This window comes from Novosphingobium sp., from assembly GCF_036733805.1.
Lineage (GTDB): Bacteria > Pseudomonadota > Alphaproteobacteria > Sphingomonadales > Sphingomonadaceae > Novosphingobium.
Genome location: NZ_DAIMZT010000020.1, coordinates 14286 through 38105, shown reverse-complemented (window position 1 = coordinate 38105; position 23820 = coordinate 14286). Strand labels below are relative to the sequence as shown.

24 protein-coding genes are annotated in these 23820 nt (G+C 62.7%); 15 read left to right on the top strand and 9 right to left on the bottom strand.

Features of this window, described 5'->3' with window-relative positions; genetic code table 11:
- Positions 1 to 113: 113 nt before the first annotated feature.
- Together hflC and hflK are read right to left on the bottom strand one after the other, a co-directional pair.
- Positions 114 to 953, bottom strand: coding sequence for a protease modulator HflC (gene hflC / locus V7D69_RS06990; RefSeq protein WP_324063271.1), 840 nt, complete (start codon positions 951 to 953; stop codon positions 114 to 116).
- Positions 953 to 2101 carry a protease modulator HflK gene (hflK, locus tag V7D69_RS06985; protein WP_324063273.1) on the bottom strand — a complete coding sequence of 383 codons (1149 nt, stop codon included), beginning with the start codon at positions 2099 to 2101 and terminating at the stop codon, positions 953 to 955. Before hflK ends, hflC begins: the two co-directional genes overlap by 1 nt.
- 178 nt (positions 2102 to 2279) lie before the next feature.
- Between hflK and V7D69_RS06980 the strand changes: the two genes are divergently transcribed.
- The 5 genes from V7D69_RS06980 (at position 2280) to V7D69_RS06960 (ending at position 9185) form a co-directional block, all read left to right on the top strand.
- On the top strand, positions 2280 to 3269 hold the full coding sequence (locus V7D69_RS06980) for a P-loop NTPase (RefSeq protein WP_324063258.1): 990 nt from the start codon (positions 2280 to 2282) through the stop codon (positions 3267 to 3269).
- Positions 3269 to 5539: a molybdopterin cofactor-binding domain-containing protein gene (locus V7D69_RS06975; RefSeq protein WP_333605414.1), complete on the top strand. Its 2271-nt coding sequence runs from the start codon at positions 3269 to 3271 to the stop codon at positions 5537 to 5539. Before V7D69_RS06980 ends, V7D69_RS06975 begins: the two co-directional genes overlap by 1 nt.
- Positions 5539 to 6588, top strand: coding sequence for a ferrochelatase (gene hemH / locus V7D69_RS06970; RefSeq protein WP_333605413.1), 1050 nt, complete (start codon positions 5539 to 5541; stop codon positions 6586 to 6588). Before V7D69_RS06975 ends, hemH begins: the two co-directional genes overlap by 1 nt.
- An 89-nt stretch (positions 6589 to 6677) precedes the next feature.
- On the top strand, positions 6678 to 7670 hold the full coding sequence (locus V7D69_RS06965) for a MarR family transcriptional regulator (RefSeq protein ID WP_333605412.1): 993 nt from the start codon (positions 6678 to 6680) through the stop codon (positions 7668 to 7670).
- 189 nt (positions 7671 to 7859) lie between these two features.
- On the top strand, positions 7860 to 9185 hold the full coding sequence (locus tag V7D69_RS06960) for a GGDEF domain-containing response regulator (protein ID WP_324063265.1): 1326 nt from the start codon (positions 7860 to 7862) through the stop codon (positions 9183 to 9185).
- Between the two features lie 55 nt (positions 9186 to 9240).
- On the opposite strand, the gene V7D69_RS06955 is transcribed toward V7D69_RS06960, so the two are convergent.
- Positions 9241 to 10497 carry an aspartate kinase gene (locus V7D69_RS06955; RefSeq protein WP_414690989.1) on the bottom strand — a complete coding sequence of 419 codons (1257 nt, stop codon included), beginning with the start codon at positions 10495 to 10497 and terminating at the stop codon, positions 9241 to 9243.
- A gap of 64 nt (positions 10498 to 10561) precedes the next feature.
- On the opposite strand from V7D69_RS06955, the gene ubiG reads away from it, so the two are divergent.
- Positions 10562 to 11302, top strand: coding sequence for a bifunctional 2-polyprenyl-6-hydroxyphenol methylase/3-demethylubiquinol 3-O-methyltransferase UbiG (gene ubiG / locus V7D69_RS06950; RefSeq protein ID WP_324063266.1), 741 nt, complete (start codon positions 10562 to 10564; stop codon positions 11300 to 11302).
- Here ubiG and V7D69_RS06945 read toward each other — a convergent pair.
- Positions 11295 to 11633: a Spx/MgsR family RNA polymerase-binding regulatory protein gene (locus V7D69_RS06945; RefSeq protein ID WP_324063268.1), complete on the bottom strand. Its 339-nt coding sequence runs from the start codon at positions 11631 to 11633 to the stop codon at positions 11295 to 11297. The two genes, ubiG and V7D69_RS06945, sit on opposite strands and share 8 nt — an antisense overlap.
- Before the next feature lie 31 nt (positions 11634 to 11664).
- Here V7D69_RS06945 and V7D69_RS06940 point away from each other — a divergent pair, with 31 nt between their 5' ends.
- The 4 genes from V7D69_RS06940 (at position 11665) to V7D69_RS06925 (ending at position 15590) form a co-directional block, all read left to right on the top strand.
- Positions 11665 to 12234, top strand: coding sequence for a recombinase family protein (locus tag V7D69_RS06940; protein WP_333605411.1), 570 nt, complete (start codon positions 11665 to 11667; stop codon positions 12232 to 12234).
- Between the two features lie 1042 nt (positions 12235 to 13276).
- On the top strand, positions 13277 to 13834 hold the full coding sequence (locus V7D69_RS06935) for a hypothetical protein (RefSeq protein WP_333605410.1): 558 nt from the start codon (positions 13277 to 13279) through the stop codon (positions 13832 to 13834).
- Positions 13835 to 13846: 12 nt separating this feature from the next.
- On the top strand, positions 13847 to 14458 hold the full coding sequence (locus V7D69_RS06930; RefSeq protein ID WP_333605409.1) for a hypothetical protein: 612 nt from the start codon (positions 13847 to 13849) through the stop codon (positions 14456 to 14458).
- A gap of 52 nt (positions 14459 to 14510) precedes the next feature.
- Positions 14511 to 15590 (top strand): hypothetical protein, encoded by a 1080-nt coding sequence (locus tag V7D69_RS06925; RefSeq protein WP_324063006.1) that lies wholly within the window; start codon positions 14511 to 14513, stop codon positions 15588 to 15590.
- Between the two features lie 103 nt (positions 15591 to 15693).
- Here V7D69_RS06925 and V7D69_RS06920 read toward each other — a convergent pair whose 3' ends face one another.
- The 3 genes from V7D69_RS06920 to V7D69_RS06910 form a co-directional block, all read right to left on the bottom strand.
- Entirely contained in the window at positions 15694 to 15891 is a 198-nt protein-coding gene (locus V7D69_RS06920) for a hypothetical protein (RefSeq protein WP_324063005.1), read from the bottom strand.
- 208 nt (positions 15892 to 16099) lie between these two features.
- A complete protein-coding gene (locus tag V7D69_RS06915; protein WP_324063003.1) occupies positions 16100 to 16453 on the bottom strand; it encodes an arsenate reductase in 354 nt (117 codons plus the stop codon).
- Between the two features lie 115 nt (positions 16454 to 16568).
- Entirely contained in the window at positions 16569 to 16877 is a 309-nt protein-coding gene (locus V7D69_RS06910; protein ID WP_324063001.1) for an antibiotic biosynthesis monooxygenase family protein, read from the bottom strand.
- A gap of 95 nt (positions 16878 to 16972) precedes the next feature.
- Here V7D69_RS06910 and aroC point away from each other — a divergent pair, with 95 nt between their 5' ends.
- Positions 16973 to 18040, top strand: a complete 1068-nt coding sequence (gene aroC / locus V7D69_RS06905) for a chorismate synthase (RefSeq protein ID WP_333605408.1) — start codon at positions 16973 to 16975, stop codon at positions 18038 to 18040.
- A 28-nt stretch (positions 18041 to 18068) separates the two neighbouring features.
- Here the strand turns inward: aroC and map are convergent, their stop codons facing one another.
- Together map and V7D69_RS06895 are read right to left on the bottom strand one after the other, a co-directional pair.
- Positions 18069 to 18896 carry a type I methionyl aminopeptidase gene (gene map, locus V7D69_RS06900; RefSeq protein ID WP_324063049.1) on the bottom strand — a complete coding sequence of 276 codons (828 nt, stop codon included), beginning with the start codon at positions 18894 to 18896 and terminating at the stop codon, positions 18069 to 18071.
- A gap of 37 nt (positions 18897 to 18933) precedes the next feature.
- Positions 18934 to 19788, bottom strand: coding sequence for a DUF4163 domain-containing protein (locus V7D69_RS06895; RefSeq protein WP_324063051.1), 855 nt, complete (start codon positions 19786 to 19788; stop codon positions 18934 to 18936).
- Between the two features lie 49 nt (positions 19789 to 19837).
- Between V7D69_RS06895 and V7D69_RS06890 the strand changes: the two genes are divergently transcribed.
- Genes V7D69_RS06890 through argC form a run of 4 tightly spaced genes read left to right on the top strand, consistent with a single transcriptional unit; the run spans position 19838 to position 23818 of the window.
- On the top strand, positions 19838 to 21220 hold the full coding sequence (locus tag V7D69_RS06890) for a leucyl aminopeptidase family protein (RefSeq protein ID WP_324063053.1): 1383 nt from the start codon (positions 19838 to 19840) through the stop codon (positions 21218 to 21220).
- A complete protein-coding gene (locus V7D69_RS06885) occupies positions 21213 to 22451 on the top strand; it encodes an MFS transporter (protein ID WP_324063055.1) in 1239 nt (412 codons plus the stop codon). Before V7D69_RS06890 ends, V7D69_RS06885 begins: the two co-directional genes overlap by 8 nt.
- Positions 22452 to 22493: 42 nt before the next feature.
- On the top strand, positions 22494 to 22898 hold the full coding sequence (locus V7D69_RS06880) for an SH3 domain-containing protein (RefSeq protein ID WP_324063057.1): 405 nt from the start codon (positions 22494 to 22496) through the stop codon (positions 22896 to 22898).
- The gene (argC, locus tag V7D69_RS06875) at positions 22895 to 23818 is read left to right on the top strand and encodes an N-acetyl-gamma-glutamyl-phosphate reductase (RefSeq protein WP_324063059.1); all 924 of its coding nucleotides are present in this window, start codon (positions 22895 to 22897) and stop codon (positions 23816 to 23818) included. Before V7D69_RS06880 ends, argC begins: the two co-directional genes overlap by 4 nt.
- The last annotated feature ends 2 nt before the right edge of the window (positions 23819 to 23820 follow it).

Sequence of the window (23820 nt, the reverse complement as noted above, 5' to 3'; positions counted from 1 at the left end):
TCCTCCACAGCGGGGGCCAGCGGCACCATGTCCTACCCGGTTCGGTTGACGCCCGCAGGCTTAACCGGGATTGAATGGCGCGGCCTGGCCTCCATTCGGCCCTTTTCGGGCGGTTACGGCTCCCTGAAGTGCCTCAGGTAGGCATTATCGGGCGAGAGTAGAAGGGTCTTGTTGGCCTGATCCTTCGCGAACGACACCGTATAGCTTTGCATGGCCCGGTAAAAATCATAGAACTCCGGGTCCTTGCCGAAACTGTCGGCATAAGTCTTGGCAGACTGCGCCTCGGCATCAGCGCGGATGATCTGCGCATCGCGCTGCCCCTGCGCCGCGACCGTCTTGGCCTCTTCCTGCCGCGCCGCCTCCATGCGGGCGAAAGCGCTTTCCAGCGCACCGTCGGGCAGATCGGCGCGCTTGATCCGCACGTCGACGACTTGCGCGCCATACTCACGGGCTTCCCGATCAAGCAGATCGCGAATGTTTATCATGGCCCGGCCCCGTTCAGCCGTCAGCAGCGACTGAAACGTGCGTTTGCCCAGCTCCTGGCGCACGACCGAGGAAAGGATCGGCTGAAGCTGTTCGGTCACCCGATCAGACGTGCCGGCGGTTTCGACCATGCGCACCGGATCGATGATCCGATAGCGGGCGAAGGCATCGACATTCAGGCGTTGCTGGTCGGTCGAAAGCACCTGCTGCGATTGCATGTCTACGGAAAGCAGGCGCTTGTCGATTCGCTGCACCCTGTCGATCAGCGGCACACGGAAATGAACACCGGCGTCGGTCTGGCCGAAATCGGCCTTGGCATTGAACGGATTGTAGACCGCCACAGGTCGACCGGCCCGGATGACGACGGCCTCTTCGTTCTCCGGCACGACGATCACGCTCATCATCAAACCGACGATGATGACGCCGGCGAGGATCCACGCCGCCTTGTAGTCTTCCCACAAGTTGCGCATCATTGTCCTCCCGTCCCGGTGGCGGCCGCATCCGGCGGGGCATCGTCTGCCTTGCGCCGCTTCATTTCCGGCAGCGGGAGGTAAGATGTTACGCCCGGCGCACCGGCGACGACCGTGTCATTATCGCGCAGCACGCGCTCCATCGTCTCGTAATACATTCGGCGCTTGGTCACTTCGGGGGCAAGCTTGTACTGTTCATAGACCTTGTTGAAAGCGGTAGCATCGCCCTGCGCCCGGGCAAGAAGTTGCTGCGCCCACGCACGCGCCTCGCTGCGGTCACGCTCGGCTTCCTGCTGAGCGACGGTGACCTGTTCGAACGCAGACCTGGTCTTGGCAGGCGGGTCGGCCTTCTTGATCTCCACACCCTGCACCGCAACGCCCGACTTGTAAGCATCCAGGACGTGCTGCATGCGGTCCCGCACATCCTCTTCCATTTGCGCCCGCCCGGCGCCGGAAATCGCATCATTTAGAGATATCTGCGCAATCGAGGCGCGCATCGCCGCCTCGGCCACTTCACGCACGGTTTCCTCCGGATCGACGAGGCGGAACTTGTAATTCTTCAGGTTCTTGATGTTCCACCGCACCAGGTAGCTAAGATCGACAAGGTTCTTGTCGCTCGTGAGCATCAGCTTTTCCGTGTCGTTCTCAGGAATCATATCCACCCGGAACGAGCGCACATCCTCCACGTCCACCTGCTCAATCGGCCAAGGCAGTGTCAGGCTCACGCCGGAATCGACCGGACGGGAATATTTTCCGAAGATGGTGACTATGCCCTGGTCTTTTGGCCCCAGCACGTGGACGCTCGACAACAGGAGCGCCGCCGCGACCGCAAGGCCGATCCCCAGCGGCAACCAGGACTTGCCGTCCGGCCGGCGCGGGATTCGCGGGAAGCCTCCGCCCGAACCGCCGGAGCCGCCCGAACGGCGCTGCTCGCGATTGCGGAAGATATCCTCGATGCTGGCCGAGCGGCGCGGCGGTGTCTCCCCGCTGGGAAGCCACGGATTGCGCGGCCCCTTGCCGCCATCATCGCCTTTCCCCGCATCATCGCTCTTGCCGGCCGGTCCGTCGGCCCCAGCTCCTTCATCGTCGCCGCTTTTCCGCCCGTCGTCCTTGCCGCCGCTGCCCCACGGGCTGTTGCGGCCGGCCATCGCCAGTCCCACGGGGGCATTCGGGCCAGTGCCCGATCCCGTCATTGCATCGCCGATTACTTTCATGAACCCATCTATAAGTACCCCCCGCGCAAAATACAGGGCTGTCTTGCCCTTTTTGCGCGACTGCGCCACCTGAGCGGCAGCACCCGCCACGAATTACGGGCCTGGAGAAAGCATGACGAGTGACGCCGCCGACGCGCTGAAAACCCTTCTGCCGCCAGAAGCTGCCCCGCGCCTGCAATCGCTGCGCCTGGCTGACGGGTGCGCCACCCTCGTGCTCGATGCCACCGGGCTTGGCGCGCCGGGGCGCGACGCGCTGGAAGCATCCGTGCGGCAAGCGCTCAACGGCGCTCCGGGCGTCACCGAAGTGCGCGTGGCGATGATGGCGGACAAGAATCCGGAAAGAGGGAAAAATACTGGTCCACAAATCGTCGCGATCGGCTCGGGCAAAGGGGGGGTGGGCAAGTCCACCGTCGCCGCCAATCTCGCCGTGGCGCTAGCCCGCGCCGGGCACAAGGTCGGCCTTGTCGATGCCGACATCTACGGTCCTTCGCAGGCTCGCCTGCTGGGCACCGAAGGCAGCCGCCCTGTCGCGCATGACAATCGCCTGGTGCCCATCGCCAGCCAATGGGGCGTGCCAGTACTGTCCATGGCGCACCTTGCGGAGCCTGGCCAGGCAATCGCCTGGCGCGGCCCCATGGCCTCCGGCGCGCTAACGCAACTGCTGGAAGGGCATTGGGACGAGGCGGAGGTTCTGATCGTGGACCTGCCGCCGGGCACGGGCGACATTCAGCTTACCATGCTGCAAAAGTTCAAACCGGCCGGGGCCGTGATCGTCTCCACCCCGCAGGACCTTGCGCTGATGGACGCGACCCGCGCCGCCGAACTTTTCGCCAAGGGCGCGGTGCCGGTCATCGGCGTGATCGAGAACATGGCCGGTTACACCTGCCCGCATTGCGGCGAGGTAAGCGATCCTTTCGGCTCGGGCGGCGCAGAGGCGGCGGCCGGCCACATGGGAACCGGCTTTCTTGGCCGTATACCGCTGGACATCGCGATCCGCCGCGAGGGAGACGCGGGCACACCCACCGCCGCCGGCGAGGGACCGCAGGCACAGGCTTTCGCTGACCTGGCGGGCAAGATCGCAGACTGGCTGGAAACGCATTGATGGCGCTGACCCGGCGCGGCATCCTGATCGGGGTCCTGGCCGGAAGCGGGCTGGCGCTGGGATATGTCGTTCGACCCCGCCGATTTCCTCTACCATTGCAGCCCGCCCCCGGCGAGTTCGCCTTCGATGCCTGGATCAAGATCGGCAAGGACGGCGTGGTTTCGGTGGCGGTGCCGCAAGTGGAGATGGGCCAGGGCGTGACGACGCTGATCCCGCAAGTGGTCGCACACGAATTGGGCGCCGACTGGCGGCAGGTGGCTGTCGAAACCGTGCCGGTCAGCCCGATCTATGCCAACCTCGCGCTTGCGGCACGGTGGGCGCCTCTATGGATGCCGCTAGCACCGTCTCTGGCGGAAAACCCGCATGGGATGCTCGCTCGCCGCTGGGCTGAGGATCGCGCCTTCAACGCCACGGCAGACGGGATGTCCATCGCCGCGTATGAAGCGCCCGCTCGCGCCGCTGCCGCATCGGCCAGAGCCATGCTGATGAAGGCCGCGGCCGCGCGCTGGGGCGTTGATTGGCAGGATTGCGAAGCAAGGGACGGCTTCGTGGTCCACAAGGGTGCTCCGCAAACCAGGCACCTTCCCTTCGGCGCTCTGGCGGAAGAAGCGGCGGCTCATGCCCCGCCCTCCACCCCGCCATTACGGGCCGACGCCATGGCCGAGAAGCAGGAGCGCAATTCCGCCGGCGCACCGCCGCGCTATCCCCGACTCGATCAACTGTCCAAGGTCGATGGTTCATGGACCTTCGCAGGGGATGTGCGGCTACCGGGAATGCTCCATGCCGCCATTCGCCACGCGCCGCTGGGCGCCGACGCTTCGCTATTTGCGATGCGCGAGGATGCGGCGAAAGGCACGAAGGGCTTCGTGCGGGTAGTGAAGGGCGAAGGCTGGGTCGCCGCGGTGGCGCAAGACTGGTGGACCGCCGAAACCGCCCTTGCCCGCATGGCGCCCCGGTTCAAGGTGACAGGCCCGATCGACAGCAACGCCGTTGATGCCGCCCTTGACGAAGCCATGCGCACCGGCAAGGCGCACCGCATTTACGCGGCGGGGGATATGGCGCTTATCGAGGGCGGACTGCCACTCCAATTGCGCTACGAAGTCTCGCCCGCCGTTCACGCCACGATCGAAACCGCCAGCGCCACCGCCCGCCTTGAGCACGGCCGTCTCGAACTATGGATCGGCACGCAGGCGCCCGAGGCCACGCGCGAATCGGCGGCGCGGGCCGTGGGCCTCTCGATTGCCGACGTGGTGCTTTATCCGATGCCTCTGGGCGGCAGCTTCGACCGGCGGTTGGAATTTGCCCACGCGGCGCAAGTCGCGATCCTGGCGAAGGAGCTGGGCCAGCCGGTGCAACTGACCTGGTCGCGCGGTGAGGAAATGCGCGCCGGCCTGCCGCGAACGCCCGTGGTCGCGGTAATGGCTGCGCGTCCTGACGCCGAAGGCGGCGTAGCCGGCTGGCGCGCGCGCATCGCCGCGCCGCCCGCCGCCCTGCAATTCGGCCGCCGCCTGTTCGGCCAGGACAGTCCGGAGCAGGCGGTCGCAGCGGTCGCCGGAAAGGCCGATCCGCTGGCGCTTGAAGGCGCGGTGCCGCCTTATGCCATTCCCGCCGTTGCGGTCGATCACGTGCCCGCGCGGATCGCCTTGCCCGTGGGGCGTCTGCGCGGCAATGCTCATAGCTATACGGCGTTCTTCAACGAAAGCTTCATTGACGAACTGGCGCATAAGGCGGGGCGGGAACCGCTGTCATACCGCATTGCCATGCTGGGCAAGGATCCGCGTCTCGTCGAATGCTTGCAGCGCGCTGCCGGACTGGGGCAGTGGGGCGGGGGCGGTGACAATAGCGGCCAGGGCATCGCTTGCCACGTGATCGGTGAAGGACGCATCGCCGTCGTCGCCAGCGCGCGCCGGGATGAGAACGGCGTGCGCGTTGACCGGCTGAGTGCGGTTTCCGACATCGGCCGCATCATCAACCTCGACATCGCCCGCCAGCAGGTGGAAGGCGGGCTGGTGTTCGGCCTCGGCCTCGTGCTCGGCTGCTCGATGCGCTACGAAGAGGGCCGCCCGCTCACCGAGAGGCTTGGCGAACTGGCCTTGCCCGTGCTGGCGGATTGCCCCACGATCGAGGTGGATTTCGTCCCGAGCGATGCCGATCCGGCCGATCCCGGCGAGCTGGGGGTGGCCGCGGTAGCGCCCGCAGTCGCCAATGCCCTCTATTCGGCGACCGGGGTGCGATTTCGCCGTTTGCCGCTGTTTGACGAGGAAATTTGATGCCTCCGTCCCATCATCCCGCCCTGCCCCCAAACGGCGTCGGCGTGTTGCTCGTCAATCTCGGCACCCCCGATGCGCCGACGCCGGACGCGGTGCGGCGCTATCTTGCGGAGTTCCTTTCCGACCGGCGGGTGGTGGAGCTTCCGGCGTTGGTCTGGAAGCCAATTCTCCACGGCGTGATCCTGCGCACGCGCCCGGCCAGATCCGCGCACGCCTATGCCCAGGTCTGGACCGACGAGGGTTCGCCCCTTGCCGCCATTACCGCCGGGCAGGCGCAGAAGCTGCAGGAACGGCTGGGGGAAAGCGTGCGGGTGGACTGGACGATGCGCTACGGCAACCCGTCGATCCCCGCGAAACTGCGGGCCATGAAGGAGGCGGGATGCGATCGCATTCTCGTGGCGCCGCTCTATCCGCAATATTCGGCGGCGACGACCGCCTCTGTGCTGGATCGGGTCGGCGATGCCCTGCGGACCATGCGCTGGCAGCCGGCGCTGCGGACCCTGCCACCGTATTACGACGATCCTGCCTATATCGCCGCGCTGGAAAACGACATCACGGCGCAACTGCAAGCATTGGACTTCACGCCGCAGGTGCTCCTCCTCTCCTATCACGGAATGCCGGAGCGCACCCTGCATCTGGGGGACCCCTATCACTGCCATTGCCGCAAGACCTCCCGCCTGCTGAGCGAACGACTGGCTGCCCGGCATCCCGGACTGCGGCTCGGACTGCGGCCCGGACTGCGGCCCGGACTGCGGATAGAAACCGCCTTCCAGTCCCGCTTTGGTCGCGCGAAGTGGCTTGAACCGGCGACGGAGGCGGTGCTGGCCCGCGAGGCGAAAGGCGGCACGCGCGCCCTGGCGGTGATCGCACCGGGCTTTTCCGCCGATTGTGTGGAAACGCTGGAGGAATTGGCCATCCGGGGGCAAGACGTCTTCACGACCGCTGGTGGCGAACGATATGCGACGCTCGCCTGCCTCAATGACCGGGCAACGGGCATGGCCATGCTCGAAACGCTCGTCCGCCGCGAGCTCGGAGGCTGGTGGACATAGGCTTACAAAATTTTAACCTAGCCTCATTCTTGACGTGATCCCTTTATGTTCTATCTATGTTCACGGCACTTGGCACGGAGTCGGAACAGATGAACGGCATGGACTTCCAACAGCAGGATTTCAGCTACTCGGTCCGGCCCACGGATGGGGCGATGAGCGGACTTCCGGTGGCAATTTCGATTTTCGCAGATCGGGGACATCTGCGCGCCACGATGCAGGAAGATGCACAAGCCGCGCGACTGACGGTCACGGCCGCTGGTTCGCTGGCGGACCTGCTTGAAAGCGGCGCGAGGCCGCTGGGCGACATCGTGCTTGTCGATTGCCCGCAAGTGGATGCGCGCGCAGCTGCGGCTCTGACGCGGCTGGATCAGCGCGCCGCGCGGTGCGAGGCAAGACTGATCGTTTCAACCAGCGTTGATGCTCTGGACGAGGTCTTTGCCTGTATGGACCAATCGGCGCCGGTGCTGCTGGTCAATCCCAGTCGGGCGGAACGGGTGATCGCGCTAGGACAAGTGCTGAGCAGCGTATCTCCCACAAGGCTGCGCGAACTTTCCGAGGACGATCGGCTGATGCTGCTGCGTCTTTCCGAGCAGGTGGGGCAAATCGCCGGTCGGATCGAGCATCTCGCGCCGGGAGGAACGCAAGTGAAGGACGCGGGCCTCGGGGCTTTTCGTTTCGCCGATCATACTTCCGACCGGCTGGTCGAGGGGCCGAATGGAGCGGTGACCGCGAAGAAGCGGGCTGCCCGCCCAGCGCTTCCCGATGCGCGTCTGGTGCGCAAGATCATCCGCCAGCGCCAACAGCGCGCCCGCCATTTCAACGCCGGGCTGTTCGCCGATCCGGCATGGGACATGCTGCTCGATCTCACCGCCGCGCGTGTGGAGCATAAACGGGTCTCCGTCACGTCGCTATGCATTGCCTCGGGCGTTCCACCGACGACCGCGCTGCGCTGGATCGGCCAGATGATCGACGCGGGGCTTTTCGTGCGCCTGTGCGACGACAGCGACCGCCGCCGCGCCTTCATCGAACTGACTGACAAGGCCGTGGACGCTATGGCCCGATACTTCGCGGATATGCCTTGAACAGCCGGGAATGAGGCGTCTCACGCGGAGCGAAACCGGGACGATCGACGCCAAGGTAAATGTCCGACTCACGAGTGCAAACGGATGCACCGCATGAGGCCCTTCATCAGAAACTAACCGGTCTTATGCGAACCGTACGCGGCGAGAGCTGCTTCCGGCCTCGCTGTGCCCACGCTGCAAGGAGCTCTCGTGACCCGCTTCCGCCAGATCCATAGCGCTCAGCCGTTCGAGACGGTGGCGCAGACGTCCTCGACCATCCTGCTCGTGGAGGATTCGGCGGCGATGGCACTGATGCTCAAGTCCCGCATCGAGTCGGAAACGGCCGGTGAAGTCGAATGGTGCAAGACTTACGCGGAGGCTGAACGGGCCTTGACCCAAGGCCGCCCCGGTCTGGCGCTGACCGGCATGAATCTGCCCGATGCACCTGATGGCGAAATCATCGACCTGTTGGAGGAAGAAGGGGTTCCGACCATCCTCTTCACCGCGACGCTGAACCGCAAAGTGCGCGAACGCGCCAGTGCGCCGCACATCGTCGACTATTTCATCAAGGACGCAAAGGACACCATCGATCATATCATCCGCACCATCCAGCGGATTACCGAGGCTGCGGTCGCCTCCATCCTGGTCGTTGATGACAGCGCGAGCGCGCGGGCGACGCTGAACGAAATCCTGCGCCTGCAGAATTACCGGATCTACGAGGCAACCTGCGGCTTGGAAGCGTTGGAGGTGTTAGCGGCGCACGGCGACATCCAGCTTGTCATCACCGACTTCCATATGCCCGACATGGATGGCCAGGAGCTTACGCGACGCATCCGTGCCAGTTATGCTCCCGAACGCATCCGCATCATCGGCATTTCCGCCAGTTCCGATCCCTATCTCTCGGCCGCGCTGCTCAAGGCGGGCGCCTCGGACTTCGTCTACCGCCCCTACATCGCAGAAGAAGTGCGATGCCGCATTGCCGGCAACATCGAGACGCTGCACCAGATGCGGCGGCTACAGTCCCTGGCCGAGCGCGACTTCCTGACCGGCATGTATAACCGACGCGCCTTTTTCGAACAGGCGCAGGCTCAACTCGCGCACTTGCGCGAAAAACATGACAGCGCCTCCATCGCGATCCTGGATGTCGACCACTTCAAGAAGTTCAACGACACTTACGGTCACGACGTCGGCGACAAGGTGCTGCAGGCCGTGGCAAAGACGGCGCACAAGGTACTGGCCCAGCACAAGTGCCTGTCAGCCCGCCTTGGCGGCGAGGAATTTGTCATCCTGCTGACCGGCATGTCCAATGACGACGCCGTGACCGTCTGCGAAGAGGTGCGCAAGGCGATCGCCGAAGTGGTGCTGCCTCACAACGAGGCAAGGCTGCAAGTGACAGCCTCGCTCGGCGTCGCCGTCGTCCAGTTCGCCGAAGGGCTCGACAACAACCTCAACGCGGCCGACCAGATGCTTTACATGGCCAAGGAACAGGGCCGAAATCGCGTTTGCGCGGACGCGGTGTTCTACCGCGCCGCTTGAAGGCGGTTACCAACCTATCTGGGAATGCCCATTCCGGGCATTTCCAAACGAACGCTCAGGCGGCGTCCAGCCCATAAGCCGTGTGCAGCACGCGCACGGCCAGTTCCGTCTCGTCGGCATCGATCAACACTGAAACCTTGATCTCGCTGGTGGAGATAGCCTGGATGTTGATACCGCGGTCAGCCAGCGTCTTGAACATCGTGCTGGCAACGCCCGCATGGCTGCGCATACCCACGCCCACGACACTGATCTTGGCGACCTTGTCATCGGAGATCATGCGGTAATAGCCGATCGCCTCCTTGCGCTCCTCCAGCATCGCCTGCGTGCGGGCCAGATCAGCCTGCGGCACCGTGAAGGTGACGTCCGTGTCGCCTTTGTCCTTGGCAACGTTCTGGATAATCATATCGACGTTGATGTTCGCTTCGGCCAGCGGGCCGAAAATGGAGGCCACCGCGCCCGGACGGTCGGACACGCGGGTCAGGGTGACTTTCGCCTCGTTCTTGTCCGCGGCGATACCGGTGATGAGCTGGCGTTCCATGTCACTTCCTTCAAGTTCTTCGTCGCTGACGATCATCGTTCCGGGCAGAGTGTCGGCGGCGGGCGCGCTCTCGTCTATGAAGGAAGAGAGCACCTGCACCCGCACCTTCTCCTTCATGGCCAGACTGACTGAACGCGTCTGCAGCACTTTCGAGCCGACCGAGGCCAGCTCCAGCATTTCCTCGTACGTGACGAGCGGCAGTTTGCGCGCCTTGGCGACTATGCGTGGATCGGTGGTATAGACGCCGTCAACATCCGTGTAGATGTCGCAGCGGTCCGCCTTCACGGCCGCCGCCACGGCGACCGCCGAAGTATCCGAACCGCCACGGCCCAGCGTGGTCACTCGGCCCTCGGGCGCTAGACCCTGAAAACCGGGGATCACCGCGATTTCGCCCGTAGCCATCGAAGCCAGCAGAGCTTCTGAATCAATCTCTTCGATGCGGGCCTTCGCATGGGCGTCATTGGTTCGAACGGGAAGCTGCCAGCCCAGCCACGACCGCGCTTTGCAGCCCATCGCCTGCAGCGTCAGCGCGAGAAGACCCGAAGTGATCTGCTCGCCCGCAGCAACCACCACGTCATATTCGGCCGGATCGTAAAGCGCATTCGCCTCACGGCAGAAGTTGACGAGACGGTCGGTCTCGCCAGCCATGGCGGAAACCACCACCGCAACTTCATGCCCGGCGTCCTGCTGGCGTTTGACGATCCCCGCCACGCGCCGGATGCGCTCGGTTCCGGCCATAGATGTGCCGCCGAATTTCATCACGATACGTGCCAAGGTGCCCGTGCTCCTTCGTGTCGCCTTGCTGGATAAGAGTCGGGCGCGCTGTTAGGGGTGCTTCATGGACAATGCAACTGCAACGATCGATCCGAAGGAAGCCGCGCATTTCGGCGCACTGGCGGCCGAGTGGTGGGACCCGAAGGGTTCATCGGCCATGCTTCACAAGCTCAATCCGGTGCGCCTGGCCTTCATTCGTGAAGCGATCGATGCCCATTTCGGCATCGATTCGCGCGCACTGCGCCCCCTTGCCGGCAAGCGCGCGCTGGACGTCGGCTGCGGCGCGGGCCTGCTGTGCGAGCCGCTCGCCCGGCTCGGCGCGCAAGTGACGGGCGTGGACGCGGCACCCGAAAACATCGCGGCGGCAAGAGCGCATGCGGATGGAATGGGGCTGTCGGCGGGCACGATCACTTACCATGAAGGGGAACTCGCGGCGTTGGGCCTCTTCGGCTTCGACCTCGTCTGTTCTCTCGAAGTGATCGAGCACGTGACGGACAAGGCCGCCTTTCTGAAAACCCTGGCCGATGCGCTGGCCCCCGACGGCTTGATGATTCTTTCCTGCCCCAACCGCACGCCACAATCGCGCCTGCTGCTGGTGGAAGTCGCCGAGCGGCTTGGCCACGTTCCACGCGGAACGCATGACTGGAAGCAGTTCGTCACCCCTGCCGAACTGCGCGATCTGGCCTCAGGCGCGGGGCTGGTCCTCAATGAACCGAAGGGCATCACCTGGTCGCCGCTGAGCGGCCTGCACCTCTCGGACGATCTCTCCCTCAATTACATCGCCACCGCAGGCAAGGTCAGGTAAGCGCGGCCTCCCACTCGGCTTCCTTGAAGCCCACCAGAAGGCCGTGGGGATATTCCACCACCGGCCGCTTGATGGTGCTGGGATTGGCGGCCATTATAGCGACGGCCTTCGCCGCGTCGAGCGCGGCCTTGTCCGTATCGGGCAGTCCCCGGAACGTCGTACCGGCGCGGTTAAGCACCTTTTCCCAACCGGCCTCGTCCACCCAACGCATCAGCCTTGCGGGATCGGCGCCTTCCTTCTTGTAGTCATGAAAAGCGTACTCGATCCCCCGCGCCTCCAGCCATTTGCGGGCTTTTTTAACGGTGTCCCAATTGGCAATCCTTGTAGACAAAATCCTAACCAGCCCGCGTTAGGACAACACCATGAGCAAAAACGCTATTCTATACCTACGAGTTTCCACACCGGATCAAGTCAAGGGCACCGGCATGGACCGGCAGCACAGAGGAGGCCTGGCTTACATCGCAGAACAGCGCTGGCATTTGTCGGATACGATTAGCGATGCTGGCCGCTCGGCATTTCACGGCATCAACCGCTTACAGGGCTCTGCCCTGCACAAGTTCGAGATAGAAGCCCGCGACGGCCAGCACGAAGGCAAGGTACTGGTGGTTGAAAACCTCGACCGGCTTTCCCGCCAAGGGCCGAAAGCTCTCACCAAACTGATTTGGTCGCTGAACGAGTATGGCGTCGATGTCGCGGTATGGCAGACCAACAAAATCTTCAGCGCAGATAACGGCGACGACATCCTCGGCATGTTTGAAGCCATTCTCGTCGGTTCACGCGGAAAGGAAGAAAGCCTCACGAAAAGCCTGCGCGGCAAAGAACTGTGGGTGAAGCGATACGCGAATATCGAGAACGGCACGATGGGCACGATGGCTGGTCAACCGCCTGAACCCACGCGGCGGCCCCCTCGTGTCTGTCAAACCAGCCACTGAACAAAAGTACCGCAAACACCGCAGCCATCGTCACGGCGAGGGCCGCCCAATGCGATCTGTCAATTCTCTGTGCCATCGCATTTTCCCTCCCATGGCATGTGGGCGTAAGAGCATCTGGCTTTCTGGGTATAGCGGCACTGAAAGTATATGGTGCTTTCGTGTGGCTCAGCTAGTAAGCTGCATTGAGCCGCGTCTTCTCAAAGTCCGCCCCCCAACCTTACCGCCATTCCCGGCCAAAAATGTCGTCCTCAATTCCGGTCGGGCGGCTTCCAGGGCGAGGCCAAGCGGCCTGCTATGGCCGCTAAGTCGGGGAGTCCGGAACGGAACATTATAGCGGCGGACAGGGCTTGGCAGCCGGTCATTCAGGTCTGTGCCTATGGGAAGAATGGGGGCAATTGTGCTAGTGTCTCGCTGCGGCTCTCACCTTGAGTACCACTTCGATCGCGAGGCTTGACGCCGCCCGCTCCATACCCGCGTAGAACCGCGTTGCTTCGAGTGGTCGCAGTTCCTCAAAGCCGGCGTACTTCCAATCGTCAAATTGACGATGGCACGCGCTTACGACGGCCTGCGCGATTGTCGACGCGTCCGAAACGTGGTCATCGAACGACGCGGCTTGTGCAAAAAAGCACTTCAACATCTCTCTTTCTGCGTTCTGCGCAGCTTGGTGAGGGTCAGCCGGCTCCGCGCCGTTTGCCGACCCGACCAACGTGATCGCAGCGAGCAACAGGGAGAAGGCCCCAAGCTTCTTTGGGTGTCGCTGCAGGTTCGGTCGGTGTCTCCCCATGACACGATCATGGCATCAACGGCGGGGGCGCACAAGCGATCGCGGTCCCAAGCGCCCCCTTCGAAGGCGGCTATCAAGAAAGCGTCAACACGACGCACATGCCTCGGGCGTATGCATGTGTGCTACAGATAGGGGATAGGGATCACCAAGAACTTTCGGAGAAACAATAGGAGGGTCGAATGGCAGCCATTTCGAAGCGCATGCTCAACCTGTTGTGGGCTCTCGTTGCTTGTGTCGGGTTTTCCGCTGGAACGGCATATGCGAACGGCGTTGATTGCAGACAGTTCCCGATCGATCCGGCAGCCAGCAGCCCGTTGCAGGCGGTTCCGTTCCCGCCAGATCATGCATGCGTTTTGCGGAACAGCAATGGTTACCCGTTACCCGACCCGTCATGCACTCCGGGGGGCAATCAACCCCACCGTAACCGTCGATGTTCTCAGGGACCCGAATTTTACCACCAAATGCGAACGAGATCATGCCGCCTCGGCGGAGGACAAGGCCAAAACCTACGATTGGTATGGGATCGAGCATCCAACCCATAACACCGGTGAGAACGAGGTATGCGAACTGGATCACCTGATTTCGCTGGAACTGGGTGGTGCGGACACGCTCGACAATATTTGGCCCCAATGCGGTCCGGATGGCGCAACCTTGAGAGAGCGCTATTTCAAACAGAAGGATTTGGTGGAAAATTACCTCGCTGCGCAGGTGCGGGCCGGAGCTATGAGTTTGGCAGATGCCCAGAAGGGAATCTCAACCGACTGGACCGAGTATCTCGCGGCGGCACAAGCAGCTAAGGTCGGCGTTGTTAGATAGGAAGAGATGGTGATGAAATTGAAGGGGAGCATGTGGAGTTGCATTGGGCTTGCAACATTGTTGATGGCTGGCTGTGACAAATCGCCGCCCATCTCTACTGCTGAGGAGCAGCCCAGCGCACCAAAGAAACAGGTCGCGTTCCAGCCTGATTGGGTTCCTAAAGCATTGGGTTCAGGCAATTTTGAAGTTTGCTTGAGTAACGAGGCAGAGGAAAATGGGGTCAAGGATCTCATCTTGCCAGTTGGCATGATGTTTGATTCATGGGGGCATATGACTGGGAGCCTACGGGATAGTAAGGCCTTCGATGGAGAAGGGACCAGTGGCTTTGGGAAGAGCGATCAATATGCCCTAGCTTTGACTGCGCGTGTTCATTTGACCAGTGACCGGCCTTGCGCGATCACACAAGCGCAAGCCGTCACACATCAGGGTTTCCGCTACCGGCATGAGACGGTCCCAGCCTCCCTTCATTACAACTTTTCTGCTGGAGGCCTGTATCTGAACAAAAAGGGCGGAATTACGAACGATATGAAAGGACCAGCAGGCGATGCTGCGCAAATTGGCTTGCTGAGTGGTACACCAATTTCGGATGTCGGTGATGTTTATCGAGCAACAGAAGATTTGTGAGGCTAGGGCGGAGAACCTTCACCGAGCGTCATGTCCTTGCTAGCGTGACTACATGGACAGCTTCACCATCTTCATTGATCCTGATTTTCCCGTTGAAGATGTCGAAACGATCGCCAATCGCCTGACATCGCTCAACTGCTTGGCGTCGGGTTTCATTCCACCGCCAGTCGGTCTGCTCGACATCGCGGCGCTTATGTATGCCGAACGCTGCGATGAGATCGAGACCACCCTCATCGTGGACCGCAACCTCGCGTCTAGAATGGCGCAACTCGCTCGCGAAGGAGCGCCGCGCAAATGGGATCGCACCACTGAGATTGCGGTCAAACTGATGGCTTTCGCCCAGGCAATGAATCTCGACATCGAACCCGGCCTCGCCTTTCATGAGCTTGCCCATCGAGACGGCAATGCCAGCGCGCAAGCCGAGCTAAGCTGGTTTCGAGCGGCCGATCGTGGGGCTGCGGTCAAATGGATCGACGTGGCGCTCGGAAGGGCGACAAAAGTGGACCTCGGCCCGGTCGCGGAGCCGGAGACGCATGACTTGGCCAAGCCACTGATGCGATGGCGCAGGAACTATATCGTCGCGCTGAAAATCGCAGAGCCAGCTCTCATTGGTGGCAAGGCCGTCAATTCGATGCTCGCCCTGTTCGACTGGATGATCGATGACTTCATCCTTGCTGGCCCAGCAGCCATGTACGCCGCCCGCTATTTCGGTCCCTTGGCAAACAAGGGAAGGATGATGAAATCGATGCGCTCAAACGATCGTGAACGCGCCATAGCGGGTGCCAAAAATGCGGCTTGGGACATCACTTATGTGAGCGAATTCTGCCGACGCACCAGATCGGGGGAGGAGAGCGGCCGCCAATATATCTTCGCGAGTGGCGATCAGGCGCTCATCGATGTGGCCTCGATCATCACCTGCGGTCCGGAGGCTGATGAAGATGGTCCTTCCTTGTTGGAGAGATTGTGCGAATGGTGGCCCGGGCGCGAGGGCCGCGTGATCCATGACCGATATTTGGCGTGCATCGAAAGGGTCGGCAACGGACGTAATCGCGGAACTGATCTGACCGGTGATCCGATCGGGGAGATGATCCTGCAGGGTGAAGGCTGGCTGCGTAGCTGGCCGGGCAAATAGGCTTCAATCAATACGAAAGCTGATAGCCTGGGCGGTGGCGATGCCGGACTTGCTTCTCTTGCATACCGGCGCTGACCAGCTTTCCATGCGAAAGATGTCCAGATCACATGCCGTTGAAAAGCCCGCCGAGCAGATCACCCCGACCAATCAGCCGACCGTTGGCGTTGCGGGTTTCATTTCGCGCCGGATCGAACCAGCCAACGAGCCGTCCGGCATCGTCGCGCCCGTTGATCCGTCCGACCATTCCCTCTTCCCGCCAGCCGATCAACCTGCCGTTGCTGTCGCGGAGATACTGCCTCATCGTTTTGCCTCCTTGCAGTGAGGCTTTGCGATCAAACGCCATGAGGGCCCGGCGTCAACGCCAGAGGCCAAAATCTTTAGCCTCTAAAAATTCGCCCCTGTAAGGCCCTTGTTGCGCCCGGCAGCACTCGGACGCACTCCATCTCTGGAGTACCCTTACGGCCCCGCGCAGGGCATCAGTGGGCGCGCTCAGAGCGAACAGCCCTCTCCTATTCTGGTGCAAGCATGGCGACCCATTCGGGTTCGATAAAGCCGATCAGTAGGCCACGGGGATACTCGACAATCGGCCGCTTAATCAGCGAAGGCTGCGCCACCATCAGCGCCACTGCCTTGTCCACGGTCAGGTCCGCTTTCTGCGCCTCGTCCAGCTTCCTGAACGTGGTCCCGGCCTTGTTCAGCACCTTCTCAAGCCCCGCCTGCTGCACCCAGCGGGCGACCTGCGCCGCATCGGCGCCGTGCTTCTTGTAGTCATGGAATGCGCAGGCGATCTGATGGGCATCCAGCCACGTCCTTGCCTTTTTCACGGTGTCACAGTTCGGAATTCCATAAAGCGTGACGGCCATCGACTTGAAATCCTTAATTTATCAAATATAATCAGTATATTAGACGCAAAAAATCCCAGTCTACAATTCTACCCAATTGCTCACAGTTGGGAATGCCGTAAAACGCGATCGTCACTCAGGTCTCCTTGGAAAACCGACGCACCTCGGGTTGGTCGCACGAATAGGTGACATAGCTCTCATAGTAATCCGTCCGCCCGCGCCCTTGCATGGCAAGATGTTCGGCCTGGTGACGCCAGGCTCGAGCGTGATCGGCGGTTTCCCATTCGGAGATGGTGACCGTCTCGCCATCTTCGGCGGCGAAGGTCTTGTGCGATAGGAAGCCCGGTTGTGCGCGGGCGAGTTCCACCATGCGCGCGGCGTCGGTCTGATAAGCTGCCGCGTCCAAGTCAGGACGTTTGCGGCTGCGGAATACGTTGACGTACATGGACCCTGCAATGGCGTGCAAATCGGGCTTCGACAAGCCTGGGGCGGATCGCTGCGACTGGACAAACCGCTCGCTTGGGGACAAAGCGCCAATTCATGAGCGTGAACAGCTTCGGCCGCCTTTTCCGTTTCACCACCTGGGGCGAAAGCCACGGACCGGCGATCGGCTCCGTGGTCGACGGCTGCCCGCCGGGCCTGGCCATCGATGAAAGCGCGATCCAACCGTTCCTCGACGCGCGGCGGCCCGGCCAGTCGAAATTCACCACCCAGCGGCAGGAACCGGACCAGGTCCGCATCCTTTCCGGCGTGTTCGAAGGCCGAACGACCGGCACCCCGATCAGCCTGATGATCGAGAACATCGATCAACGATCAAAGGACTATTCGGACGTGGCGCTGGCTTATCGCCCCGGTCACGCCGACTACGCTTATGACGCCAAGTATGGTTTCCGCGACTATCGCGGCGGCGGCCGCTCATCGGCGCGCGAAACGGCCAGCCGGGTGGCGGCGGGCGCGGTGGCGCGGATGGTGATCCCGGAAGTGTCGATCCTGGGCTATGTCTCCGAGATCGGCGGCGATGCAATTGACCGAGCGAAATTCGATCCGGCCGAGATCGCCAACAATCCTTTCTTCTGCCCGGATCCAGCAGCAGCCCGGCGTTGGGAAAAGATCGTGGACCAGGCGCGCAAGGCCGGCTCTTCCGTCGGCGCCGTGGTCGAATGCGTGGCGACAGGCGTTCCCGCGGGGTGGGGCGCGCCGCTGTACGGCAAGCTTGACGCTGATCTGGCCAGCGCGATGATGAGCATCAACGCCGTCAAAGGGGTCGAAATCGGCGACGGTTTCGCCGCAGCGCGGCTGACTGGCGAGCAGAACGCCGATCCGATGCGGCCGGGCGATAACGGCCCTGTTTTCGACGCCAATCACGCCGGCGGCATTGCTGGCGGCATTTCCACAGGCCAGCCGGTAGTGGTGCGCGTGGCGTTCAAGCCCACCAGTTCGATCCTGACCCCTCAGCCCACCATCACGCGAGGTGGCGAGGCCACCGAGCTATTCACCAAGGGCCGCCATGATCCCTGCGTCGGCATTCGCGGCGTGCCCGTGGTGGAAGCGATGATGGCGCTGGTGCTGGCCGATCACAAACTGCTGCACAGGGGGCAGTGCGGATAAGGGCAGTGCGGGTAAACGTGCCCCACCTTCAATAAGGCGGTTTGTGCAGGCCCTTGGGGCTGAGCGTGAAGATCTCGCAGCCATCCTCGGTAATGCCGATCGAGTGTTCAAACTGCGCTGAAAGCGATTTGTCGCGCGTAACGGCGGTCCAGCCGTCGCTCAACAGCTTCACCCCCGGCTTGCCTAGGTTCACCATCGGTTCAATCGTGAAGAACATGCCGGGCTTCAGCATGGGGCCAGTGCCGGCACGACCGGCATGGACCACTTCCGGCGCGTCATGGAACAGGCGGCCCAGACCGTGGCCGCAAAATTCGCGCACCACGCCGTAGCGATTACCTTCAGCATAAGCCTGGATCGCCGCGCCGATATCGCCGATGCGATTGCCCGGCTTCGCCTGCTCAATGCCGATCATCAGGCATTCGTATGTCACATCGACCAGCCGCCGCGCCTTCAGGGGCACATCGCCGACCAGGTACATGCGGCTGGAATCGCCATGCCAGCCGTCAAGCAGCGGAGTCACGTCGATATTGACGATGTCCCCATCCTTGAGCGTCTTTTCCGAAGGGATGCCGTGGCATACGACATGATTGATCGAGATGCATGACGAATGGGCATAACCGCGATAGCCCAGCGTCGCCGGCACTGCGCCGCCGGCCAGAGTCAGTTCGCGCACTTTATTGTCAATGGCGGCGGTGGTAACGCCGGGCTGCACCATCGGCGCGATCTCATCGAGAATCTCGGCGGCAAGCCGCCCCGCCTTGCGCATGCCTTCGAATGCTTCGGGGCCGTGCAGCTTGATGGTGCCGTCGCGCAGGACGGTTTCGCTTCCGTGTTCCACGATCTGGTATTCGTTCATCGGGCCTAGATAGCGTTACTGAGAGTAAATTGCGAGATCAGTGTCCCGCTGAAAAACTCGCGCGGTATTGGGGCCTCAGCGCCGCCATGACCTTGCCCGTCACCGGCAGGGTCACCTCGTAACTGCCTTCCGCGTAAGGGCCCGCCTCGTATGGGGCGACCAGGATGCCGATGCGGTCGAAGGTTTGATGATTCGCAGAACCCAGGATCAACGTCTGCGCCAGGGGATCGATGCATTCGGTAAACATTTGCCCGCTATCGCGCTGCACCGGCTCTCCCCGCCGTTTCGCGCGCTCTTTGTCCAACGCATCGCAGAACGGTTTCTGAAGCGCATCGCGCAAAGCATTGGCGCTGGTGAAAAGATCGCGCGGCTTGCGGGCGGTGTTCGTGCGGCGATCCCACAGCAGCGAATCGAAATTGCTCATGCCATGCGCGCCGCCGGAAAACGTGTAGACATCGGCCGAAAGCGAAAGCCAGCCCGGCAGATCGGCCACGACCGCCCATTTCGCGGAGAAGCTATGTGAGAGATAAGGGAAGCCGCCGCTCTTCGCCTCTTTCCGGTCATCACGGGCAGAAGATGCAAGCTGCGTGCGTTCGCTGGCCAAGCGGGCATCAAGCATGTCTCTCAGTCCGGTGAGGGCGCCGGCCGCATCGGGATAGGAATATGCAAACTCGTAAAGATCGTTGGACGCCTCTACCGAGCGCCCGGTTCCCACCGCCGCCTGGGACGCCGCTTCACTGGGCGCGTCCTCGGTTTCCGGGGCGCCGGTGTCGGAAACCGCAAGCTCTGCTGCCGGGGTGCGGGTGGCATCGCTCCGCGCCGCATCGCTCCCTCCGCCCTGACAACCGCCGGCCAGAAACAGGACTATCGCCGCCCATCCGCCCTGCCGCATCAATTTTCCTCTCGCGCTCAAGCTCGGGGCGAGGCTAGAGAAACAGGGCATGAGCGACAAGAACGCATTGATCCAGCCCGATCGCGGCCAGAAGGCGATTTCCATTCACCTTGTCGACAAGGAAGGGCTGGAAGCCTTTCTCAAGGATCGGACACCCGCCCAACGCGCTGCGCTTCAAGCGCACAAGTTCGAAGCTGAGAAGAACGAATACGCAATCATCCCGGATGGAGAAGGTTGGGCCGTGGCGGCAGGCGTCGCGGACACTGGCGCGCTATCCAGCTGGTGCATGGCCAAGCTGGCCGAGAAACTGCCAGCCGGCACCTATCGGCGCGAGGGCGGTGGGCCGGGGCCGGCAGCGTTCGGATGGATCACCGGTCAATACCGTTTCGATCGCTATCTTTCGGATCCGGACGAGGAAGGCCCGCGTGTGCTGCTCACAGGCGAACCGAAGGCGATCGGCGCGCTGACGGCGGAAGCGGAGGCGGTCATGCTGGTGCGCGATCTCGTCAATACCCCGGCCGAGGATATGGGGCCCGCTCAGCTGGAAACCGAGGCGGAGAGCCTGCACAAGGCATTCCGGGCCGAAATAAAGGTGACTCGCGGAGATCTGCTGGAGCGGGAGTTTCCGATGGTCCATGCGGTCGGCCGCGCCGCCGCGCGCAGTCATGCGCCCCGCATGATCGAGCTGGAATGGGGCGATCCGAAGCACCCCAGGATCGCGATCGTCGGTAAAGGCGTATGCTTCGATTCGGGCGGGCTCGACATCAAGCCCGGCTCCAGCATGCTGCTGATGAAGAAGGACATGGGCGGCGCCGCGCATGCGCTGGCCCTCGCCCGGCTCATAATGAACGCCAATCTACCGGTGCGGCTGCATGTCTTGGTGCCGGCGGTGGAGAACGCGGTGGCGGGCAACAGCTTTCGCCCCGGCGACGTGCTGAAAAGCCGCGCTGGGATCTCCGTCGAAATCGGCAATACTGACGCGGAAGGCCGTCTCGTCCTGGGCGACGCGCTCGCGCGCGCCGGAGAGAACCAGCCGGAGCTGGTCATCGACTTCGCCACTCTGACGGGCGCGGCGCGCGTCGCGGTCGGGCCGGACCTGCCTGCCCTGTTCGCTCGCGAGGACGCCACAGCGGACGCCATGCTGGCCGCGGGCAAGACGCACGACGATCCCTGCTGGCGCCTGCCACTGCACGAAGGCTACCGGGAATACCTGAAATCCGACGTGGCGGACATTAACAACGCGGGTTCCAGCGGCTTTGCCGGAGCGAGCACGGCCGCTCTGTTTCTGGACAAGTTTGTGCCCAAGGGGGTGGACTGGGTCCACCTCGACACTTTTGCCTGGCGTCCCAACGCAAAGCCCGGCCGTCCCAAGGGGGGCGATGCGCTAGGACTGCGCGCAGCGTGGCATATGCTGAAAGGACGTTATGGCTGAACGCCGCGCCCGCATCGCCGACTGGATCATTCCCGGCGGCACCGCAGACCTCTCCCGTTCACAGAAGATGGCGATCTGGGCCGCTTATCTCGGCTGGACACTCGACGCTTTCGACTTCTTCCTGCTGGTCTTCATGCTCAAGGCGATCGCGGGGACTTTCGGCGCCGAGATCAGCTCCGTTTCGGAAGCGCTGTTCCTCACGCTGGCGGCACGGCCGGCGGGAGCGCTGGTGTTCGGCTGGCTGGGAGACCGCTTTGGACGGCGGCCCGTGCTGATGCTGGTGATCGTTTCGTTTTCCCTGTTCTCGGCGCTGTCGGGGCTGGCAGGCTCCCTCTCTCAGTTGCTTGTCATCCGCATGCTGTTCGGGTTCACCATGGGCGGCGAGTGGGGGCTCGGCGCCAGCCTGGTGATGGAATCGATCCCGGCACGGTTGCGCGGGGCCGTCTCTGGCCTGCTGCAATCGGGCTATCCCTCCGGCTACCTTCTGGCGAGCGTGGTCTATTATCTTTTCTTCGACGCGCTGGGCTGGCGAGGCATGTTCTTCATTGGCCTGCTGCCGGCAGCGCTGGTCTTCGTGATCCGCAGCCATGTGGAAGAAAGCCCAGCGTTCCTCGCGCGGCGAGATCGACCCCGGGAACATGCCGGGACGGCGCTTGCACGGCACTGGAAGCTGGCCCTTTATCTTGTCGTGCTGATGACCGCCTTCAACTTCTTCAGCCACGGCACCCAGGACCTTTATCCCACTTTCCTGCAGAAACAGCACGGCTTCGATACGCACACGGTCGGCACGCTGACGATCATCCTCAATTTGGGCGCATTGATGGGCGCGCTGATCTTCGGGCCGCTGTCGCAAGCCCTCGGAAGGCGCAAGGCGATCATGCTTGCCAGCGCGCTGGCGCTGCCGGTGCTGCCGCTTTACGCCTTTGGGGACGGGTTCCTGCTCCTCGCGGCGGGGGCCTTTTTCATACAGGTTGCGGTGCAGGGCGCCTGGGCCATGGTGCCCGCTTATCTCAACGAGCTTTCGCCCTCGGCCGTCCGGGCGATGTTTCCCGGTTTCGTCTATCAACTCGGCAACCTGATCGCTTCGCGCAATGCCGTGATCCAGGCAGGAATTGCCGAAAGCCATGGCAATAACTATGGCCTGGCCCTTGCACTGGTGACCGGCATCACCGCCGTTGTCCTGATATGCTGGACCGCCCTGGGCCCCGACCCGGAAGGCAATGTCGATTAGGCGCGCAATCTTCTCTTCCGCACACTACCTTGCCTATCGGACATGACCCAGCTAAGCGCGCCCATCTTTGCCTTTGGAGACGTGACCACGTTGGCCGCCGATGATTCCTATACCCGTTCGCCACGGCTTGACGGCATGCTTGCCATGACCGGGCCGAGCGTGACGGCGGATCCGGGCTGTCTTCCTGTGCGCGGCGACCTGGCGCATATCAAGCTCGCCGGCCGGTATTTCGTACCTCATTACGCCGTACCGATGCCGCATGCGATCAAGTCCGGCGCGGTTCTGCGCGCCGCCGGCCGAAGCGATGCAGAAATTATCATGGGTCTGCCCCAGGATGTGATCTTCAATGTGCTCGATATCGCCGGACCCTGGGCCTGGGGCCAATTGGGCGAGGACGGACGGGTCGGCTATGTCGCGCTCGAGCAACTCGAAGCGGTGACGAAATGAGCGCAAGCATTTTCATCGACGGCGCCGCCGGCACCACCGGCCTGGAGATCGGCGAAAGGCTGGCGGACCGGCCCGAGTTCGACCTCATCGTGCTCGAAGAAGAACGGCGCAAGGACGACGACGCCCGCGCCCAGGCGATGAACGACGCTGATTTCGTGATCCTGTGTCTACCTGACGATGCCGCCAAGGCCGCGGTGGGCATGATCCGCAATGACCGTACGCGGGTGATCGACGCTTCTTCCGCGCATCGCGTGGCGGCAGACTGGACTTACGGCTTTCCCGAGGTGATCGGTCGCGAAGCGGTGGCGACAGCCCGTTTCGTCAGCAATCCGGGGTGCTATCCCACGGGCTTCATCGGCCTTGTGGCGCCATTGGTACGCGCCGGGCTGCTGCCGGCGGACTGGCCTTATGTCTGCCACGCCGTTTCCGGCTATTCAGGCGGCGGCAAGGCATTGATCGCGCGTTTCGAGGCCGAACGCGACATCGCCTTTCGCACTTACGCTCTTGCGCTCAATCACAAGCATGTGCCCGAGATGCAGATTCACGCCGGCCTTTCGCTGGCGCCGCTTTTCGCACCGGCCGTGATCCCGGCGCATCGCGGCATGGTGGTGGAAGTGCCGCTGCATCTTGGCGCCATGCCAAAGGCCGGATCGCCCGAGGTATTGCGCGCCGCGCTGACTGATTTCTATGCCGGCAGCCCGGTCGTGAAAGTCGCGGCGGACGAGCCTGACGAAATGTTGCTTCGCGCCGCAACGCCGCCGGTCGATACGCTAACCTTGCGGATATTCGCCGCGAAGGACGGCAGCCAGGCGCGACTGATCGCCACTCTGGACAATCTCGGCAAAGGGGCAAGCGGGGCTGCGGTGCAGAACCTCAACCTCATGGCGGGGCTGGACGAGATCGCCGGTTTGCGCCTTTGACG

Excerpts from the sequence above, each read along its gene's own strand:
- hflC (WP_324063271.1), bottom strand. The coding sequence starts at position 953 with ATGCGCAACTTGTGGGAAGACTACAAGGCGGCGTGGATCCTCGCCGGC.
- hflK (WP_324063273.1), bottom strand. The coding sequence starts at position 2,101 with ATGGCCGGCCGCAACAGCCCGTGGGGCAGCGGCGGCAAGGACGACGGG.
- V7D69_RS06980 (WP_324063258.1), top strand. The coding sequence starts at position 2,280 with ATGACGAGTGACGCCGCCGACGCGCTGAAAACCCTTCTGCCGCCAGAA.
- V7D69_RS06975 (WP_333605414.1), top strand. The coding sequence starts at position 3,269 with ATGGCGCTGACCCGGCGCGGCATCCTGATCGGGGTCCTGGCCGGAAGC.
- hemH (WP_333605413.1), top strand. The coding sequence starts at position 5,539 with ATGCCTCCGTCCCATCATCCCGCCCTGCCCCCAAACGGCGTCGGCGTG.
- V7D69_RS06965 (WP_333605412.1), top strand. The coding sequence starts at position 6,678 with ATGAACGGCATGGACTTCCAACAGCAGGATTTCAGCTACTCGGTCCGG.
- ubiG (WP_324063266.1), top strand. The coding sequence starts at position 10,562 with ATGGACAATGCAACTGCAACGATCGATCCGAAGGAAGCCGCGCATTTC.
- V7D69_RS06940 (WP_333605411.1), top strand. The coding sequence starts at position 11,665 with ATGAGCAAAAACGCTATTCTATACCTACGAGTTTCCACACCGGATCAA.
- V7D69_RS06935 (WP_333605410.1), top strand. The coding sequence starts at position 13,277 with ATGCGAACGGCGTTGATTGCAGACAGTTCCCGATCGATCCGGCAGCCA.
- V7D69_RS06930 (WP_333605409.1), top strand. The coding sequence starts at position 13,847 with ATGAAATTGAAGGGGAGCATGTGGAGTTGCATTGGGCTTGCAACATTG.
- V7D69_RS06925 (WP_324063006.1), top strand. The coding sequence starts at position 14,511 with ATGGACAGCTTCACCATCTTCATTGATCCTGATTTTCCCGTTGAAGAT.
- V7D69_RS06920 (WP_324063005.1), bottom strand. The coding sequence starts at position 15,891 with ATGAGGCAGTATCTCCGCGACAGCAACGGCAGGTTGATCGGCTGGCGG.
- V7D69_RS06915 (WP_324063003.1), bottom strand. The coding sequence starts at position 16,453 with ATGGCCGTCACGCTTTATGGAATTCCGAACTGTGACACCGTGAAAAAG.
- V7D69_RS06910 (WP_324063001.1), bottom strand. The coding sequence starts at position 16,877 with ATGTACGTCAACGTATTCCGCAGCCGCAAACGTCCTGACTTGGACGCG.
- aroC (WP_333605408.1), top strand. The coding sequence starts at position 16,973 with ATGAGCGTGAACAGCTTCGGCCGCCTTTTCCGTTTCACCACCTGGGGC.
- map (WP_324063049.1), bottom strand. The coding sequence starts at position 18,896 with ATGAACGAATACCAGATCGTGGAACACGGAAGCGAAACCGTCCTGCGC.
- V7D69_RS06895 (WP_324063051.1), bottom strand. The coding sequence starts at position 19,788 with ATGCGGCAGGGCGGATGGGCGGCGATAGTCCTGTTTCTGGCCGGCGGT.
- V7D69_RS06890 (WP_324063053.1), top strand. The coding sequence starts at position 19,838 with ATGAGCGACAAGAACGCATTGATCCAGCCCGATCGCGGCCAGAAGGCG.
- V7D69_RS06885 (WP_324063055.1), top strand. The coding sequence starts at position 21,213 with ATGGCTGAACGCCGCGCCCGCATCGCCGACTGGATCATTCCCGGCGGC.
- V7D69_RS06880 (WP_324063057.1), top strand. The coding sequence starts at position 22,494 with ATGACCCAGCTAAGCGCGCCCATCTTTGCCTTTGGAGACGTGACCACG.
- argC (WP_324063059.1), top strand. The coding sequence starts at position 22,895 with ATGAGCGCAAGCATTTTCATCGACGGCGCCGCCGGCACCACCGGCCTG.